Source organism: Actinomycetospora chlora, from assembly GCF_039542135.1.
In the GTDB taxonomy this organism is placed as follows: domain Bacteria; phylum Actinomycetota; class Actinomycetes; order Mycobacteriales; family Pseudonocardiaceae; genus Actinomycetospora; species Actinomycetospora chlora.
Map to the genome: position 1 here is coordinate 43,117 of NZ_BAABHO010000007.1, position 15,332 is coordinate 58,448.

17 protein-coding genes are annotated in these 15,332 nt (G+C 73.9%); 10 read left to right on the plus strand and 7 right to left on the minus strand.

The features are described from left to right. Positions 1 to 3: 3 nt before the first annotated feature. Genes ABD994_RS06160 through ABD994_RS06170 form a run of 3 tightly spaced genes read left to right on the plus strand, consistent with a single transcriptional unit; the run spans position 4 to position 2,246 of the window. Positions 4 to 198 (plus strand): ferredoxin, encoded by a 195-nt coding sequence (locus ABD994_RS06160; protein ID WP_345411843.1) that lies wholly within the window; start codon positions 4 to 6, stop codon positions 196 to 198. Positions 199 to 221: 23 nt separating this feature from the next. Further along, a complete protein-coding gene (locus ABD994_RS06165; RefSeq protein WP_345411845.1) occupies positions 222 to 800 on the plus strand; it encodes a TetR/AcrR family transcriptional regulator in 579 nt (192 codons plus the stop codon). A 48-nt stretch (positions 801 to 848) separates the two neighbouring features. Further along, positions 849 to 2,246: a uracil-xanthine permease family protein gene (locus ABD994_RS06170; protein ID WP_345412104.1), complete on the plus strand. Its 1,398-nt coding sequence runs from the start codon at positions 849 to 851 to the stop codon at positions 2,244 to 2,246. Positions 2,247 to 2,252: 6 nt separating this feature from the next. Here the strand turns inward: ABD994_RS06170 and ABD994_RS06175 are convergent, their stop codons facing one another. The 4 genes from ABD994_RS06175 to ABD994_RS06190 all read right to left on the minus strand — a co-directional run bounded on the left by ABD994_RS06175 (position 2,253) and on the right by ABD994_RS06190 (position 5,771). Continuing rightward, positions 2,253 to 3,152, minus strand: a complete 900-nt coding sequence (locus ABD994_RS06175; RefSeq protein WP_345411847.1) for an NADP-dependent oxidoreductase — start codon at positions 3,150 to 3,152, stop codon at positions 2,253 to 2,255. 10 nt (positions 3,153 to 3,162) lie between these two features. Next, a complete protein-coding gene (gene wsfD / locus ABD994_RS06180; protein ID WP_345411849.1) occupies positions 3,163 to 4,680 on the minus strand; it encodes a glycan biosynthesis hexose transferase WsfD in 1,518 nt (505 codons plus the stop codon). A gap of 70 nt (positions 4,681 to 4,750) precedes the next feature. Continuing rightward, on the minus strand, positions 4,751 to 5,188 hold the full coding sequence (locus ABD994_RS06185) for a TIGR03618 family F420-dependent PPOX class oxidoreductase (protein ID WP_345411851.1): 438 nt from the start codon (positions 5,186 to 5,188) through the stop codon (positions 4,751 to 4,753). 28 nt (positions 5,189 to 5,216) lie between these two features. Then, positions 5,217 to 5,771, minus strand: coding sequence for a DinB family protein (locus ABD994_RS06190; RefSeq protein ID WP_345411853.1), 555 nt, complete (start codon positions 5,769 to 5,771; stop codon positions 5,217 to 5,219). Positions 5,772 to 5,919: 148 nt separating this feature from the next. On the opposite strand from ABD994_RS06190, the gene ABD994_RS06195 reads away from it, so the two are divergent. The 3 genes from ABD994_RS06195 (at position 5,920) to rox (ending at position 9,661) form a co-directional block, all read left to right on the plus strand. Then, positions 5,920 to 7,092 carry a serine hydrolase domain-containing protein gene (locus ABD994_RS06195; RefSeq protein ID WP_345411856.1) on the plus strand — a complete coding sequence of 391 codons (1,173 nt, stop codon included), beginning with the start codon at positions 5,920 to 5,922 and terminating at the stop codon, positions 7,090 to 7,092. Positions 7,093 to 7,153: 61 nt separating this feature from the next. Beyond that, positions 7,154 to 8,110 carry a DMT family transporter gene (locus ABD994_RS06200; protein WP_345411860.1) on the plus strand — a complete coding sequence of 319 codons (957 nt, stop codon included), beginning with the start codon at positions 7,154 to 7,156 and terminating at the stop codon, positions 8,108 to 8,110. Positions 8,111 to 8,194: 84 nt separating this feature from the next. Then, positions 8,195 to 9,661: a rifampin monooxygenase gene (gene rox, locus ABD994_RS06205; protein WP_345411862.1), complete on the plus strand. Its 1,467-nt coding sequence runs from the start codon at positions 8,195 to 8,197 to the stop codon at positions 9,659 to 9,661. Positions 9,662 to 9,665: 4 nt separating this feature from the next. Here rox and ABD994_RS06210 read toward each other — a convergent pair whose 3' ends face one another. After that, positions 9,666 to 10,064 carry a VOC family protein gene (locus tag ABD994_RS06210; RefSeq protein WP_345411865.1) on the minus strand — a complete coding sequence of 133 codons (399 nt, stop codon included), beginning with the start codon at positions 10,062 to 10,064 and terminating at the stop codon, positions 9,666 to 9,668. Positions 10,065 to 10,154: 90 nt separating this feature from the next. Here ABD994_RS06210 and ABD994_RS06215 point away from each other — a divergent pair, with 90 nt between their 5' ends. The 3 genes from ABD994_RS06215 (at position 10,155) to ABD994_RS06225 (ending at position 12,113) form a co-directional block, all read left to right on the plus strand. After that, the gene (locus ABD994_RS06215; RefSeq protein ID WP_345411869.1) at positions 10,155 to 10,574 is read left to right on the plus strand and encodes a VOC family protein; all 420 of its coding nucleotides are present in this window, start codon (positions 10,155 to 10,157) and stop codon (positions 10,572 to 10,574) included. A 118-nt stretch (positions 10,575 to 10,692) separates the two neighbouring features. Then, positions 10,693 to 11,475, plus strand: coding sequence for an SDR family NAD(P)-dependent oxidoreductase (locus ABD994_RS06220; RefSeq protein ID WP_345411874.1), 783 nt, complete (start codon positions 10,693 to 10,695; stop codon positions 11,473 to 11,475). Positions 11,476 to 11,555: 80 nt separating this feature from the next. After that, the gene (locus ABD994_RS06225) at positions 11,556 to 12,113 is read left to right on the plus strand and encodes a dihydrofolate reductase family protein (RefSeq protein WP_345411880.1); all 558 of its coding nucleotides are present in this window, start codon (positions 11,556 to 11,558) and stop codon (positions 12,111 to 12,113) included. A gap of 21 nt (positions 12,114 to 12,134) precedes the next feature. Here the strand turns inward: ABD994_RS06225 and ABD994_RS06230 are convergent, their stop codons facing one another. Together ABD994_RS06230 and ABD994_RS06235 are read right to left on the minus strand one after the other, a co-directional pair. Further along, the gene (locus ABD994_RS06230) at positions 12,135 to 13,142 is read right to left on the minus strand and encodes an RNA polymerase subunit sigma-70 (RefSeq protein WP_345411883.1); all 1,008 of its coding nucleotides are present in this window, start codon (positions 13,140 to 13,142) and stop codon (positions 12,135 to 12,137) included. 128 nt (positions 13,143 to 13,270) lie between these two features. Continuing rightward, positions 13,271 to 13,807 (minus strand): TetR/AcrR family transcriptional regulator, encoded by a 537-nt coding sequence (locus ABD994_RS06235; RefSeq protein ID WP_345411885.1) that lies wholly within the window; start codon positions 13,805 to 13,807, stop codon positions 13,271 to 13,273. Positions 13,808 to 13,911: 104 nt separating this feature from the next. Here ABD994_RS06235 and ABD994_RS06240 point away from each other — a divergent pair, with 104 nt between their 5' ends. Then, positions 13,912 to 14,856: an alpha/beta hydrolase gene (locus ABD994_RS06240; RefSeq protein WP_345411887.1), complete on the plus strand. Its 945-nt coding sequence runs from the start codon at positions 13,912 to 13,914 to the stop codon at positions 14,854 to 14,856. The last annotated feature ends 476 nt before the right edge of the window (positions 14,857 to 15,332 follow it).

The following is a 15,332-nucleotide window of genomic DNA, read 5'->3' on the forward strand; positions in this document are numbered from 1 at the left end:
GCCGTGAAGATCGAGGCCAACCGGGACGTGTGCATCGGCGCAGGCAACTGCGTGCTCGCCGCCGAGGACGTGTTCGACCAGGACGACGACGCGATCGTCGTGGTGCTCCAGGAGCAGCCGTCGGCCGACCAGGAGACCGAGGTGCGCAACGCCGTGGCCCAGTGCCCGTCGGGCGCGCTGAGCCTCGTGGAGGACTGAGGGCGTCGGGCGGGGTGACGCTGATGTCCGCGACGTCCGGTCCCGGCCTGCGCCCGGACCGGCGGCTGCGCGCCGACGCCGCCCGCAACCACGCGGCGATCCTCGCCGCCGCCCGCACGGCGCTCGAGGCCGACGGGCCCGACGTGTCGCTGGAGGAGGTCGCCCGGCGGGCGGGGGTGGCGCCGTCCACGCTCTACCGCCGCTTCGCCGGACGTGACGAGCTCGTCGCGGCGGTGCTCGAGGACTACGTCGCCGAGTCCGTCGAGCCGCTGCTGGCGCACGCCGCGGGCGTCGCCGACCCGTGGGCGGCGCTGACCGGGGTGCTCGAGGGCCTGGTCGACGGCGTGACGCGCCACCGCGGGCTGCTCTCCGCGGCCAAGGCCACGGGCGCGTTCACCCCGGAGCTCGCGGCGCGCACGCTCGCCCCGCTCGGCGAGCTGCTGCGCCGGGGGCAGGCGGCGGGCGTCGTGCGCGCCGACCTCGAGCCGGCCGACCTGCCCGTCGTGGTCCACATGGCCGTCGTCACCGCCGAGCGGGACACCCGGTGCTGGCCGCGCTACCTCAACCTCCTGCTCGACGGGATGGCCGCGCCACGTGAGTGATGTGGGTCGCCACGACGACCCCCATCACTCACGTGGCGAAGCCCTAGCCTGTCGCGCGTGATCAGGGGATGGACGGTGCACGGCGACGGGCGCGCGCCGGCGCCGGGCGAGGTCGTGCGGCCCGACGAGCGGCTGTCGTGGGGGCGCACGGTCGGGCTCGGCGCCCAGCACGTGCTGGCGATGTTCGGGGCGACGTTCGTCTTCCCCGTCCTCATGGGGCTGGACCCGAACCTCGCGATCCTGCTCTCCGGGCTCGCCACGATGCTGTTCCTGCTGATGACGCGGGGGCGGGTGCCGAGCTACCTCGGCACCAGCGCGTCGTTCGTCGGCGTCGTGGCCGCGGTCCGCGCCGACGGCGGCACGAGTGCCGAGGTCACCGGCGCGATCGCGGTGTGCGGGGTGGTCGTCGCCCTCGTCGGGCTCGCCGTGCACCTCGGCGGCGGCCGCACGGTGTCCGCGGTGCTGCCGCCGGCCGTGACCGGCGCGGTCGTCATGCTGATCGGCTTCAACCTCGCCCCGGTCGTCGCCGGCACCTACTGGCCCCAGGACGAGGGCGTGGCGCTGGTGACGATGGTGGTCGTCATGCTCACCGCCGTCGCCGGGCGCGGGATGCTCTCGCGCCTCGGCGTGCTGGTCGGGCTGGTGGTCGGCTTCCTGCTGTCGCTGCTGCTCGACGTCGTGCTCGGCCCGATCACCGCGCCCGACGCCTCGGGCACGGTGTCGACACACCTGCGCGTCGACCTCTCCGGCGTGGGTGACGCACCGTGGATCGGGCTGCCGCTCGGCACGCCCGAGGCGCCCGGGCTGCACCTGCCGGCGTTCAGCGCGTCGGCGATCCTGCTGGTGGTGCCGGTGGCGATCGCGCTGATCGCCGAGAACACCGGGCACGTCAAGGGCGTCGCGACGATGACCGGCGAGGACCTCGACCCGTACCTCGGCCGCGCCCTGGCCGCCGACGGCATCGCGACGGCCGTGGCCGGCGGGGTCGGCGGCTCGCCCACCACCACGTACGCCGAGAACATCGGCGTCATGGCCGCGACCCGGGTCTACTCGACCGCCGCGTACTGGGTCGCGGCGCTGGTCGCGGTGCTCATCGGCTTCTGCCCCAAGTTCGGCGCGGTCGTCGCGGCCACGCCCGGCGGCGTGCTCGGCGGCATCACCGTGGTGCTCTACGGGATGATCGGCCTGCTCGGTGCCCGCATCTGGGTGGAGAACCGCGTCGACTTCTCCCGCCCCGAGGTCCTCGTGCCGCTGGCCGCGGGCATCGTCATCGGCATCGGCGACGTGGCGCTGAAGATCGGCGGCGGGTCGCTGTCGGGGATCGCGCTGGGCTCGATCGTCGTCATCGTCGGCTACCACGTGCTGCGGCGCCTGGCGCCCCGCGACCGCTCGGCCACCCCGGAGAACGCCCCGGAGGACGCCCCGGAGGACGCCGAGCGGGAGTAGCGCCGGTCACGGCATCGTCAGGACGACCTTCCCGAGGGTGTGACCGTCCTCGACCTGCGCCAGCGCCTCGCCGGCGCGGTCGAACGGCAGCACCGTGCGCACCCACGGGTCGAGGTCCCCCGACGCCACCAGCGCGGCGAGGGCGTCGAGCACCCGGGTGCTGCGGTCGCGCGGGACGTCGCGCCCGCCGAGCTCGGCGACCAAGGGCTTGTCGGCGACGGAGAACAGGTGGCCGGGGGCGGTCAGCGGGGCCACCGCCCGCAGCGCGTCGCCGCCGACGAGGTCGAACACGCCGTCGACGCGGTCGATCACCTGCCGGACCCGGTCGGCGACGCCGTCGCCCCCGGTCACCGGGACCGCCCCGAGCTCGGCGAGCAGGTCCTGCTTGGCCGCGCTCGCCGTGCCGACGACGCGCAGGCCGCGCGCCCGGGCGAGCTGGACGGTCGGGATCCCGACGCCGCCGCCGGCACCGTTGACGAGCAGGGTGGCGCCGGCGGGCAGGTCGAGGGCGTCGAGGGCGTCGAAGGCGGTCCCGGCGGCGACGGGCAGCGCCGCGGCGTCGACCGCGGACACCGCGTCCGGGCGATGCGCGGCGAACGACGCGGTGACGATCGCCTGCTCGGCCCAGCCACCGACCATGCCCGGGCACCCGCCGAAGACCTCGTCGCCGGGCGCCACACCCGTGACGTCGTCGCCCACGGCGACGACCGTGCCGGCGACCTCGCGGCCCAGCACCGCCGGGCCGACGGTGCCGTACTCGCCGTTGCGCAGGCGCCAGTCGCCCGGGTTCACCCCGGACGCCCGCACCCGCACGAGCAGCTCGCCGCTGCCCGGCTCGGGCACCGGGACGTCGAGGAACGCCTCCTGGTCGCGACCGCCGGCCTGGTGGAACCCGTATGCGCGCACGGGCTCCTTCCTACCCCCGCCGCCTCGCCCACAGACCGGCGAGACCCGTGACGACGGCGCCGACCAGGGAGAGCCCGGACAGCGCGAGCAGGTACGCCGCGAGCCAGACGTGCTTGAACACCTCGAAGTAGCCGTCGCCCGCCACGGCGACGACCACGAGGGCCAGCGCCGTGCCCGCGGCGAGGCCGGCGGCGAGCGACCAGCGCCCCGCGCGGCCCTGCCACCGGGCGGTGGCCGCGGCGAGCAGGGCGACGACCACCAGCGCGCTGGGCAGCCACGGCGGTCGGCCGGTGTCGTGCAGCACCCGGGCGAGGTCGGGCTGGCGTGAGCCCGACATGCCGTAGTCGCCCGACGTCGACGACAGCATCGACGCGGGCGCCGGCAGGGCGTGGAGGTAGTGGAGGTCGGCGAACGTGGTCGCCTGCAGGCCCACCCCGACGGCCCGGGCCGCGGCCGCCGGGTGCTCGGCGAGCAGCAGGAGCGCCGCGGCACGCGTCTCGGCGGGCCGAGCGATGATCGCGTCCTCCCACCACGCCTCCCCGTCGGGCCGGGGCTCGTCGTTGAAGTAGCCGTCGCCGGTCCTCGCCACCGCCGCCGGCGGCATGCCGAGCTCGGCGGCTGCGGGGGGCCCGAGCTCGAGCAGGACGGTCGTGAAGACGAGGTTGTGCGCGTTGACCGACTCGTAGAACTGCTGCTGGCGCTCGACCGCCGCGGTCACCGGGTAGGCGGCGAGGACCACGGCGGCCAGCGCGAGGGCCGGGCCCGCGCGGCGGGCCCGGCGCGCCCCCACCGCGGTCACCAGGCAGACGAGCACCGCGGCGGCGAGCAGCGGCACGTACGCCACCTTCGCCGTCGTGGCGACCAGGCCGCCCGCGGCCGTGAGCACGAGGGCGACGACCCGGGCCGCCCGGTGCTCGGGTCGCGTGGCGAGGACGGCGGCCACGCCGACCGCCGCCGTGACCGCCCCCAGCAGCCCGGCGGGCTCGCTGTAGGTCGAGACGACGAAGCGGGTGAAGGTCGCGGCGGCCAGCGGGAGCACCGGGACGGCGACGACGAGCGCGCGACGGCGACCCGCCGCCGACGCCGCCCAGGCGCCGAGCCCCACCGCGAGACCGACGAGCACGGCGTAGGTCCAGCCGAGCACGGTGGGGGACCAGGTGCCCGACACCCACGACGTCGTCGCCCGCGCGATCACCAGCGCCGAGGAGGGCACCGGGTCCGCGCAGGTCGGGGGGCCGACCGCGTAGCTCGACACCCAGCCCTGCTTCCAGCTCGAGAAGCCGTCGAGGGTCTCCGGGGTCAGGCCGGCGCCGCAGAACAGCCGGGAGCCGTCGCCGTTGTCCTCGACGCCGAGCGGGCCGGCGGTCGGCAGCCGGGCCGCGAGGACGACGAGCAGCGCGGACAGCACCCCGGCCACGACGCCGATCAGCGCGCGGTCCCGCGGCCGCGGGGAGGCGGCGGGAGCGGGGTCGTCCGGGTCGTCGGGGGTCCCCGTCGTCGCTGTCACGTCCGCCGTCCCGATGGCCATCGCGGCCCATGATGCCGGAGGGGCCCGGCGTGACCCGGGCCCCGCCCGGTCGCCACGCCGGGCCCGGCGGTCAGTCGCTCGTGTCGAGGTTCTGGTCGACGATCGTCTGGCGCTCCGGGGTGATCCAGAGGATCACGCGCTCGCTCTTGATGGCCTCGGGCGGGTAGTCGCCGCCGGTGTAGCGCTGGGCGAGCTCGTCGATGTGCTCGCGGGCCTCGTCGCCGGTGGTAGTGCGCCCGACACGGCCGCGGACCTCGGCGTAGCGGTAGGGGTCGGACTCGTCGCGGATGAGCACCGTGATCCGCTCGTCCTTCTGGATGTTCTCGTAGCGCTTCCGGTGGGTCTCGGTGTTGATCACCAACGATCCGTCCTTCACCCCCACCCACAGGATCTGCGTCTGGATCAGACCGCTGGGCAGGATCGTGGACACCGAGGCGAAGTTGCGGCCCGTGGTGGCCAGCTCCTCGGTCATCGGGTGCAGCTCGGGTCCGTTGCGGGTGTCAGCCATCGTTGCGGCTACCCGGTCGCCCGCACGGTCAGGCGGAGCGGGATCGGTGGAGGTCGAGCAGCAGGCAGATCTCCGCCCCGTGGTGGAGCAGCTCGCGGTTGATGTGCAGCACGAGCACGGCCATCGGCTCGTCCGCGAACGGACCCTCGCTCGGCCCGCAGGGCCGTTCGAGACCCTCCTCGCCGAGGCTGCGCACCCCGTCGCTCCACGCCCCGTAGGCCGCGTCGAGCTGGGCGAGGGCCTCGCGGGCCGTCGCGGCGTAGCGGTGGCTGCCGTAGTCGACCGGCGGGCCGCCGAAGTGGCCGGCCACCCGCATCGCGAGCACGCCGACGATGATGTGCCCCAGCCGCCAGGCGACGGTCGTGACCGGCGGTGGGTCGGGCTCCGGGTACGCGAAGTCGATGACCAGGTCACCCGCGCCGGCGGCCATCGGCGTCGTGGCCTCCGCACGCAGCCGCACGCTCCAGGCGCCGGGCGCGGGCTCCCAGAGGTACTGCTCGTCGGTGAGAGCGTCCAGGCGGGGGCGCAGGTAGCGGTGCCACTGCCAGTCGGCCTGCTCGCGCAACCGCGCGTTCCACCCCACGCCGCCTCCTTCGTCCGGTTCGGTCCACCGTCGCAGACAGGTCCGACACCGAGCCTGACCGCTCGGGTAGGGACCCGGGGGTGTGACCGCGCGCACACTGATCGTGCTGATCACTGACCCGGGCCGCGGGCCCGGCCGAGGAGGTTCCGTGAGCAGGACGATCGACGGCTCGGCCATCGACGGGGTGCTGCAGGCCGCGGTGGACGTCGGCGACGTGCCGCACGTCGCGGCGATCGCGGCCGACGCCGACGGCGTGTTCTACGAGGGTGCCGCCGGGCCGCGTGCCGTCGGCGAGGACGACCAGGTCTCGACGAGCACGCACTTCCGGATCATGTCGATGACCAAGATGGTCGTCACGACCGCCGCGCTGCAGCAGGTGGAGCGGGGCCAGCTCGACCTCGACGCCCCCGTCGACACCTACGCGCCGGCCTTCGCCGACATCCAGGTGCTCGAGGGGTTCGACGGCGACACCCCGCGGCTCCGCGCACCGGCGAGCCGCGCGACCGTGCGCCACCTCGTCACCCACACGTCGGGCCTGGGCTACTGGTTCTTCAACGCGGACATCGGACGGTACGAGCAGCTCACCGGCCTGCCGAACGTCGTGCCGGGGGACAAGAGGGCGCTGGGGGCCCCGATGGTGGCCGACCCCGGCACCCGGTTCGAGTACGGCATCAACACCGACTGGCTCGGCCAGGTCGTCGAGGCCGTCGCCGGCACGACGCTCGACGTCGTCCTCAAGGAGAACGTCCTGGGCCCGCTCGGGATGGACGACACCATGTTCGCCCTCGACGACGCCCGTCAGGGCAACAAGACGCCGGTGCACGTGCGGGGAGAGGACGGCGCGTGGATGTCCGTGGGGAACTTCCTCCCGGACGAGCCGGAGTGGTGGCCGGGCGGCCACGGCCTGCACTCGACGCCGCGGGACTACATCCGCTTCGAGCGCGCGCTGCTGCGGGGCGGCGAGCTCGACGGGACGCGGATCCTGGCGCAGGAGACGGTCGACGCGGCCTTCTCCGACCAGCTCGGCGGCATCCCGTTCCCCGAGGAGATCGCCTCCGCCGACCCGGCGACCACCGACGTGCTCCACCTCGGCCCCGGCTGGACCTGGGGCTACGGCCTGCTGCTCAACACCGAGGACGTCCCCGGCCGGCGGCGGGCGTGGAGCGGTGCGTGGGCCGGGCTGCTCAACACCCACTTCTGGATCGACCGCACGACGGGCATCTGCGCGTCGATCTACACGAACTCGCTGCCGTTCATCTCCGAGCACGAGGCGTGGAAGCTCTACGGCGACTTCGAGTCGGCGCTGTACGCGGCCCTGTAGACCGCGGAGTGTGACGGGCGACCGTTTGCGTTGTCGTTAGCGGTGCTATGGACTGGGGGCCATGCTCCGTGACAGGCGCGCCGGTCCCGTGGTCGTGTCGGCGGAGCCGACCGGCGTCGCGGGGCCGGCGCGGACCTGGCTGGTGCCGGCGCTGAGCGCCCTGTTCGTGCCCGTCTACGCGTCCGGGTTCATCGCCGGCAAGATCGCCACCACGCACATGGCGGTGCCGACGGTGCTGCTGTGGCGGTTCCTCATCGCCCTGGTCGTGGTGCTGGTCGTGGTCGTCGTGATGCGGCCGGCCCTGCCCCGGGGACGGGCGTGGGGCCACCTGGCCGTGACGGCCCTGCTGCTGCAGGTCGGGCAGTTCGCCTTCTGCTACTCGGGCCTCGCCGCCGGCGTCACCGCCGGGGTGACGAGCCTCGTGCTCGGCATGGCGCCGCTGCTCGTCGGGCTGTTCACGCCGCTGGTGCTGCACACCCGGCTGGGTGCGGCGCCGGTGATCGGCCTGATCCTCGGGGCCTGCGGCGTCTACATCGTCCTGTCCGACCGCCTCGGCGGGAGCCTCGGCGTGACGGTCGTGCTGCCGGTGCTCGGCGCGCTCTCGATGGCGGCCGGCACGCTCTACCAGAAGCGCTACAACGACGACACGCCCGTCGCCACGAGCGTCGCGGTGCAGATGGGCACGTCGTTGCTCGTCACCGCGGCCGCCATGCCGTTCCTCGGCGCCGCGTGGCTGCCCACCGACGCGCCCGGCTGGTGGACGGCCGCCTGGCTGGGCGTCGTCAACTCCGCCGGGGCGTTCGTGCTGATGTTCGTGCTGCTGCGGTGGCGCTCGACGGTGCACGTGAGCTCGCTGCTCAACCTCGTGCCGGCGACGACGGCGCTGGCGGCGGTGCCGATCCTCGGCGAGCAGCTCACGGCCCACGCCGTGGTGGGGCTCGTGGTGGCACTGGTGGGGATGTACGTCGGCCTGGGTCTCGCCCGGCGATCCCGCCGCCCCGCCACTGCCAACGTATAGCGCAGCACGGGTCTTGCGGCAAGACCCGGGGCGTCCTCCAGAATCGCGCAGCTCCTTTCCCGCGCGCATTCTCGAAGGAACTGCATGACGTTTTCTGGGCAATCCGATCCCGGCCCCGGTCCCGATGTCGTCGTCGTCGGTGCCGGGCCCACCGGCACCGTGCTGGCCGCCGAGCTGCGGCTGCACGGCGTCCGCGTGCTCGTGCTCGAGCGGGACGCCGAGCCCGCCCCCTACGTCCGCTCGCTCGGCATGCACGTGCGCAGCATCGAGATCCTCGACCAGCGCGGTCTCCTGGACCGCTTCCTCGCCCGCGGCACCGAGCACCCGGTCGGCGGGTTCTTCGCCGGGATCCCGAAGTCGGCTCCCGAACTCGACACCGCGCACGGCTACGTACTCGGCATCCCGCAGCCGGTCACCGAGCGGCTCCTGACCGAGCGCGCCGCCGAGCTCGGCGCCGAGATTCGGCGCGGGGTCGCGGTGACGGGCCTCGACCAGGACGACGACGGTGTCACCGTGGCGCTGGACGACGGCACGTCGGTCCGCGCGGCGTGGCTGGTCGGCTGCGACGGCGGGCGCAGCACGGTGCGCAAGCTGATCGGCGTCGGCTTCCCGGGCGAACCGGCCCGGCACGAGACGCTGCTGGGGGAGATGGAGGTGGCCGCGCCCCGGGAGGAGGTGGCCGCCCGCGTCGCGGAGGTCCGGCAGACCGAGCGCCGCTTCGGGGTGGGGCCGATGGGCGACACGTGGCGTGTCGTCGTGCCGGCCGCGGAGGTCACCGACCGTGCGGTGCCCCCGACCCTCGACGAGTTCCGGGAGCGCCTGTGGGCGGTCGCGGGCACCGACTTCGGCGTGCACTCCCCGCGCTGGATGTCGCGGTTCGGCGACGCCACCCGCCAGGCCGAGCGCTACCGCGTCGGGCGCGTGCTGCTCGCCGGGGACGCCGCCCACGTCCACCCGCCGGCCGGCGGCCAGGGGCTCAACCTCGGCGTGCAGGACGCGGTCAACCTGGGCTGGAAGCTCGCGGCCGTCGTCGACGGGTGGGCGCCGGACGGCCTGCTCGACAGCTACGAGGCGGAGCGGCACCCGGTGGCGGCCGAGGTCCTGGACAACACGCGCGCCCAGATGGTGCTGATGTCCTCCGAGCCCGGCGCGATGGCGGTGCGCCGCCTGGTCGCGGAGCTGATGGAGTTCGAGGACGTCAACCGCCACCTCACCGAGAAGATCGTCGGCCTCGGCGTGCGCTACGACCTCGGCGGCGACCACCCCCTCGTCGGGCGCCGACAGCGGGACGTCGCCGTGGGCGCCGGGCGGCTCTACGCGCTGCTCCACGACGGCCGCGGGCTGCTGCTCGACCGCACCGGCGAGCTGTCGGTGGCCGGGTGGTCCGACCGCGTCGACCACGTCGTCGACGCCACCGCCGGGATCGACGTCCCCGCGCTGCTGCTGCGTCCCGACGGCTACGTCGCCTGGGTCGGCGACGACCAGGCGTCGCTGGACGCCGCGGTGCGGCGCTGGTTCGGCGTGCCGGTCCCGGTGCCCGTGGCGACGTGACCGGTCACCGGCCGGGGTCGACCTGGATCAGCCAGAGGTGGCCGTCGGGGTCGGCGACCGTGCTCTGGTGGCCCCAGCCCGGGTCGCCGGGCTCGACCTTGACCACCGCGCCCGCCGCCCGCGCGCGCTCGGTCAGCGCGTCGACCTCGGCCGGCGAGCCGACGAGGCGGTTGAGGAGGCACTCGCTGGTGCCCGGCGCGGCCACGTCGTGGTCGGCGGTGACCCACCCGAAGCCACCGGTGGGCACGAGGACCAGCATCGCGCCGGGGGCGAGGACGAACTGCAGCGGCTCGGGGAGCCCGTCGTCGGCGAGCTCGCCGATCGGCTGCAGGTCGAAGGCGGCGCGGTAGAAGTCGTGCGCGGCGCGGCGGTCGGCGATGGGGAGGGCGACGGCGAAGGCCATGCCGGTACGGTAGCGCTACGGCGCAGTCCTGGGTCAATACCATCGGCGGCCGACCGATGAGTTCCGTCCGCGCGGGGAGTCCCACCCCTCATGACCCAGCATCGACCGCAGCTCGGGCGGGTGGCGACGATCGTGGTCCCGGTGAGGGACCAGGAGGCCGCGCTCCGCTTCTACGTCGACACCCTCGGCATGGAGGAGGTCAACGACGTCCGGTACCCCACCGGGGAACGGTGGCTCGAGGTGTCCCCGGCCGAGGGCAGCGCCAACCTCTGCCTCGTCCTCGCCCGGCCCGAGCGCCCGGCCGGGGTCGAGACCGGCATCGTGCTGTTCAGCGCCGACGTCCTCGCCGACCTGGCCGGCCTCCGCGCGTCCGGGCTCGAGGTCGACGAGGAGCCCCTGCCGCCGGGCGAGGTGGTCTGGTGGAGCGGGGCGCCGCTCGCCGGCGTCCCGGTGCAGTTCCGGCTGCGGGACCCGGACGGCAACTCGCTCCTCGTCGTCGCCGCGCCCTGAGGCCGGCGCCGCTACCCGCGTACCCCCGCGGCGGGGTTGGGGTGATCTCACGCTGACGGGGCGGCGCGTCGTCACGTCACGGTGGCCAGGTCACGTGACGTCGCCCGAGGAGGCCTCGATGTCCTATCCAGCGCCGTTCGACCTGTCCGGCTCCGTCGCCCTCGTCACCGGAGCGGGGAGCGGGCTGGGGATCGAGTTCTGCGAGGTGCTGGCGCAGGCCGGCGCCGACGTCGCGTGCGCCGACCTCGACGAGGGCGCCGCCGCCGCCACGGCCGCGCGGGTGGAGGGGCTCGGCCGACGCGCGGCGGCGATCACCTGCGACGTGTCCGACGAGGCCGCGGTCGCGGCGATGGTGGACACCACGGTGCGCGAGCTCGGACGTCTCGACGTCCTGTTCGCCAACGCCGGGATCGCCGACCCGAACCCGGCGCCGGTCCACCAGTTCCGCACCGCCGACTGGCACCAGGTGCTGGACGTGGACCTGCACGGGGTCTTCTACTCGTGTCGGGAAGCCCTCGGGGTCATGGTGCAGCAGGGCAACGGGAAGATCATCACCGTCGCGTCCATGTGGGGCCTGACGGGCGCGTCGAGCGTCTTCCCGATCCCCGCCTACAACGCCGCCAAGGGCGCGGTCGTCAACCTGACGCGCGAGCTCGGCCTCGAGTACGCGACCGCGAACATCCAGGTCAACGCCCTGTGCCCCGGCTTCTACCGCACCCGCCTGGCCGGCGGGGCCTACGACGACCCCGACTTCGTCTCGGCGATCACCGCCTTCACGCCGATGGGCCGCGTCGCCGAGGCCGCCGAGATCCGCGGGCCCGCGCTGTTCCTGGCCTCGGCGGCCTCGGACTACATGACCGGCCAGACCCTCGTGATGGACGGTGGCTGCACGGCCAAGTAGGGCCGCGCCCCCGCGCACCGATCAGGTTCCCGCGCCGCGCCCGTCTGTCTCTCCGGGATCGACACGAGGAGGACGGCACGGTGCGGGAACTGATCTACGGCATGAACGTGACCCTGGACGGCTACGTCGCGGCACACGGCGACGACCACGGCTGGAGCGCGCCGAGCGAGGAGCTCTTCGCGTGGTGGCTCGCCCAGGAGAAGGCGATCAGCGTGCTGCTCTACGGGCGCAGGCTGTGGGAGACCATGAGCTCCTACTGGCCGACCGGCGACCAGCAGCCGGGCGCCACCCCGGCGCAGGTCGAGTTTGCCCGCAACTGGCGGGACACCCCGAAGGTGGTGTTCTCCTCGACCCTCGACGAGGTCGACGGGGCCCGCCTGGTCCGCGGTGACGCGGTGGCGGAGATCGCCCGGCTCAAGGACGGTGACGGTGGGCCGATGCGGGTCGGTGGCACGGGCCTCGGCCGGGCGGCGATGCGGGCCGGGCTGATCGACGAGCTCACGGTCGTCACCCACCCGGTGGTGGTGGGCGGCGGCACGCCGTTCTTTGCGGAGCTGGACCGCTGGGTGGAGCTTGACCTGGTGGAGACGGGGACGTTCCCCGGCGGTGTCGTGCTGACCCGGTACCGGACGCGGTGACGACGGGCCTCCCTCCGGCGGTCACAGCGTCGGGGGGAGGCCCAGCCACGGCTTGTCGGTGGCGTCGAACCCGGTGAGCTCGGTGATCTCGCCGGCGGCGATGCGGAGCACCGCGATGTTCAGCAGGCGGTGCTCCGTGCCGCCGTCGGTGCGGACGTAGAGCGCGGCCGCGGGCATGCGGTTGACCGTCGTGGCGAGACCTCGCCAGTCGTCGTAGCCCGGTCCGAAGAGCCCGCCGGCGACCCAGCCCTCCACGGCGTCGCGGGCCCCCACGGTCGTGGTGCCGGAGCCCGGCAGCATCGTGAACCGCAGGTCGTCGCGCAGCAGCGCCGTGAGGCCGGCGAGGTCGTTGCGCTCGTGGGCCTCGATGTAGGACCTCAGCACGTCGCGCTCGTCGTCCGACAGCTCGCGAGCGGCGGGGCTGCGCCAGTCGAGGCGGCGGTGGGAGAGGTGCTCCCGCATCGTGGCGCGCGCCCGCGCCAGCGCGCTGGTCACCGACGCGACGGTCAGCTCGAGGGCGGCCGCGACCGTCGGCGCCGGCCACCCGAGGACGTCGCGCAGGATCAGGACCGCCCGCTGGCGGGGCGGCAGGTGCTGCACCGCGACGACGAAGGCGAGCTCGACCGTCTCCCGCGCCACCACCGATTCCTGCGGGTCCTCGGGGAGCATCCGGTCGGGGTAGGGCTGCAGGTACGGCACCTCCGAGACGGCGTCGGGCAGCCCGGAGGGCACGGGGGACCGGTCGCGGCGCTTCGCGAGGAAGTCGAGGCACGCGTTCGTCGCGATCCGGTGCATCCAGGTGCGCAACGTGGCGCGGCCCCCGAAGGTCTCCCGCTTGTGCCACACCCGCAGGAAGGTCTCCTGCGTGAGGTCCTGGGCGTCGTCGTAGTTCGCGAGCATCCGGTAGCAGTGCACCTGCAGCTCACGCCGGTAGCGCTCGGTGAGCTGCGTGAACCGCTCCGGGTCGCCGGCGCGGACCGCCGTGATGAACGCGGTCTCGTCCGCGCCGATCGTGCTGCCGTCGGTCATGGTCATCGATCCTTCCCGCGAGGTGCCGGCAGAACTGACGACGCGGCGGGGGAATCGTGATCGGTGCTGCCTGGCGACTGCGGGCCGCCCGGCCGCGACGTCGTGGAAGGGGATGCGGCTCGACGCTCTCAGGGCCGGGCGGAGAGCACCTCGAGCACGGCGCGCTGTTCGTCGCGCGGCAGGGGGTGCATCAGCAGACCTTCGATCGTGAAGACGCCCAGGCGCGCCATCGCGGGAATCTGCGCCGCGTCGACACCGGACTGCCGCAGTTCCTCGGCGAGCAGGGCGTCTGTCAGCTCGTGGAAGGCGGAGTGCCAGGTCGCCACCGTGGGGGAGGTGGCGGAGAGGGCGTGGACGGCCGTCACGAGTTTGCTGTGCTCCTGGAGGCGTTCGACCACCCAGAGCAGCCGGTCGGTCCACGAGTGGGCGGCCTGGGCCTGGAGGCCCTGCAGCATCTCGGCGAGGAGGTGGTCGAGGACCGCGACCAGCAAGGCCTCCTTGTCCTGGAAGTACCAGTAGATGGTCGTGGTGGTGATCCCGGCGGATCGGGCCACGCTCGCCATCGAGGTCTTGTCGAACCCGACCTGTGCGAACAGCGTCGCGGCCGCCTCGATGATCTCGGCGGACTTCGCCTCGCGATCACGTGGTCGACGGTTACGGGGCACACACCATCGTATCTTGCACGGCGTTCAAGACCCAACTAGCGTCTTGAACGTCATGCAAGACTGCGCCGCTCGCGAAGGCGCGCACCACCAGGAGGCCCGCCGCCGTGCTCGACGAGACCACCTCGCCACGCCGTGACGTCTGGTTCGACTCCGGAGCCGACCGTTGCCACGCCTGGCTCTATCTGCCCGCCGGCGCCTCGTCGGCCGCACCGGTCCCGGTGATCGTCATGGCGCACGGCCTGGGAGCGGTCAAGGCTCTCCGCCTCTCCGCCTACGCGGACCGGTTTACGGCAGCCGGCTACGCCTGCCTGGTCTTCGACTACCGCTACTTCGGCGACAGCGGGGGCGAGCCGCGCGAGCTGCTCAGCATCACGAGCCAGCGGCAGGACTGGCAGGCGGCCGTGACGTTCGCCCGCACCCTGCCGGAGGTCGACCCGAACGAGGTCGTCGTCTGGGGCACGTCCTTCGCCGGCGGCCACGTCGTCGCGACTGCGGCGCGGGACCCGCGGATCGCGGCAGCGATCGCCCAGGCTCCGTTCCTCGACGGCATCGCCTCGGTACGCCAGCTCCCGGTGCGCCAGACCCTGGCGCTGGTCGCCGCCGGCGCGAGGGACCTGCTCGCGCAGGTGCGCGGCCGTGAGCCGGTGCGGATCAAGGCCGGGGCCCGCCCCGGCGAGATCGGGCTCATGTCCTCCACCGAGGACATGCAGAGCCTGCTCGCGTTGCTGGCGGCCTCGGGGATCGACGAGGCCGATTACCCCAACGACGTCCCGGCCCGCGTCGCGCTGACGATCCCCGTCGCGAGACCTGGGCGGGCTGCCGGCGACGTTGCGTGCCCGATCCTCTTCTGTGTCGCCGATCGCGACAACCTCGCGCCCCCGGACGCGACCGTGCGCTTCGCCTCTCGGGCGCCGAGAGGTGAGATCCGGCGGTACGACACGGGGCACTTCGACATCTACCTCGGCGAGGACTTCGACGCTGCCGTCACCGACCAGCTCGCTTTCCTGGCCCGTCACGTGCCGGTGGCGAAGGACTCTCAGGTCCGGTGACCTCGGGTGACGCCGATCGGGAGACGGCATGGACGACGACCGTCGTCATGTCGGACGACCGGCCGGGTTCTTTTCCACGACCTGAGGCACACGGGCAACCACCTCGCGGCGATCTCGGGTGCCGGCACCCGGGAGCTGATGCGGCGCACGGGCCACGCCTCGATGCGGGCAGCACTGAACTACCAGCACGCCAGCGACGAGCGAGACCGCCTGATTGCCTCGGGACTGACCGCCCGGTAGAAGCGGAATCGGTCGAGCACCTAGGATGCGGCGGCGGTCGGTCGTGATCGCTAGTCGAACCGTAGGCCGTAGACCGAGGACGTTGTCGTTGTCGCTAGAGCAGGGCTGCGGCAGATTCCGCCCTGGTTGGTCTGCCCGGGTGGGCAGTAGTTGGTGCTGCGGCAGATTCCGCCCTGGTTGGTCTGCCCGGGTGGGCAGTAGTTGGTGCTGCGGCAGATTCCGCCCTGGTTGGTCTG

Excerpts from the sequence above, each read along its gene's own strand:
- ABD994_RS06230 (WP_345411883.1), bottom strand. The coding sequence starts at position 13,142 with ATGACCGACGGCAGCACGATCGGCGCGGACGAGACCGCGTTCATCACG.
- ABD994_RS06185 (WP_345411851.1), bottom strand. The coding sequence starts at position 5,188 with ATGGCTGACACCCGCAACGGACCCGAGCTGCACCCGATGACCGAGGAG.
- ABD994_RS06220 (WP_345411874.1), top strand. The coding sequence starts at position 10,693 with ATGTCCTATCCAGCGCCGTTCGACCTGTCCGGCTCCGTCGCCCTCGTC.
- rox (WP_345411862.1), top strand. The coding sequence starts at position 8,195 with ATGACGTTTTCTGGGCAATCCGATCCCGGCCCCGGTCCCGATGTCGTC.
- ABD994_RS06165 (WP_345411845.1), top strand. The coding sequence starts at position 222 with ATGTCCGCGACGTCCGGTCCCGGCCTGCGCCCGGACCGGCGGCTGCGC.
- ABD994_RS06200 (WP_345411860.1), top strand. The coding sequence starts at position 7,154 with ATGCTCCGTGACAGGCGCGCCGGTCCCGTGGTCGTGTCGGCGGAGCCG.
- ABD994_RS06210 (WP_345411865.1), bottom strand. The coding sequence starts at position 10,064 with ATGGCCTTCGCCGTCGCCCTCCCCATCGCCGACCGCCGCGCCGCGCAC.
- wsfD (WP_345411849.1), bottom strand. The coding sequence starts at position 4,680 with ATGGCCATCGGGACGGCGGACGTGACAGCGACGACGGGGACCCCCGAC.
- ABD994_RS06215 (WP_345411869.1), top strand. The coding sequence starts at position 10,155 with ATGACCCAGCATCGACCGCAGCTCGGGCGGGTGGCGACGATCGTGGTC.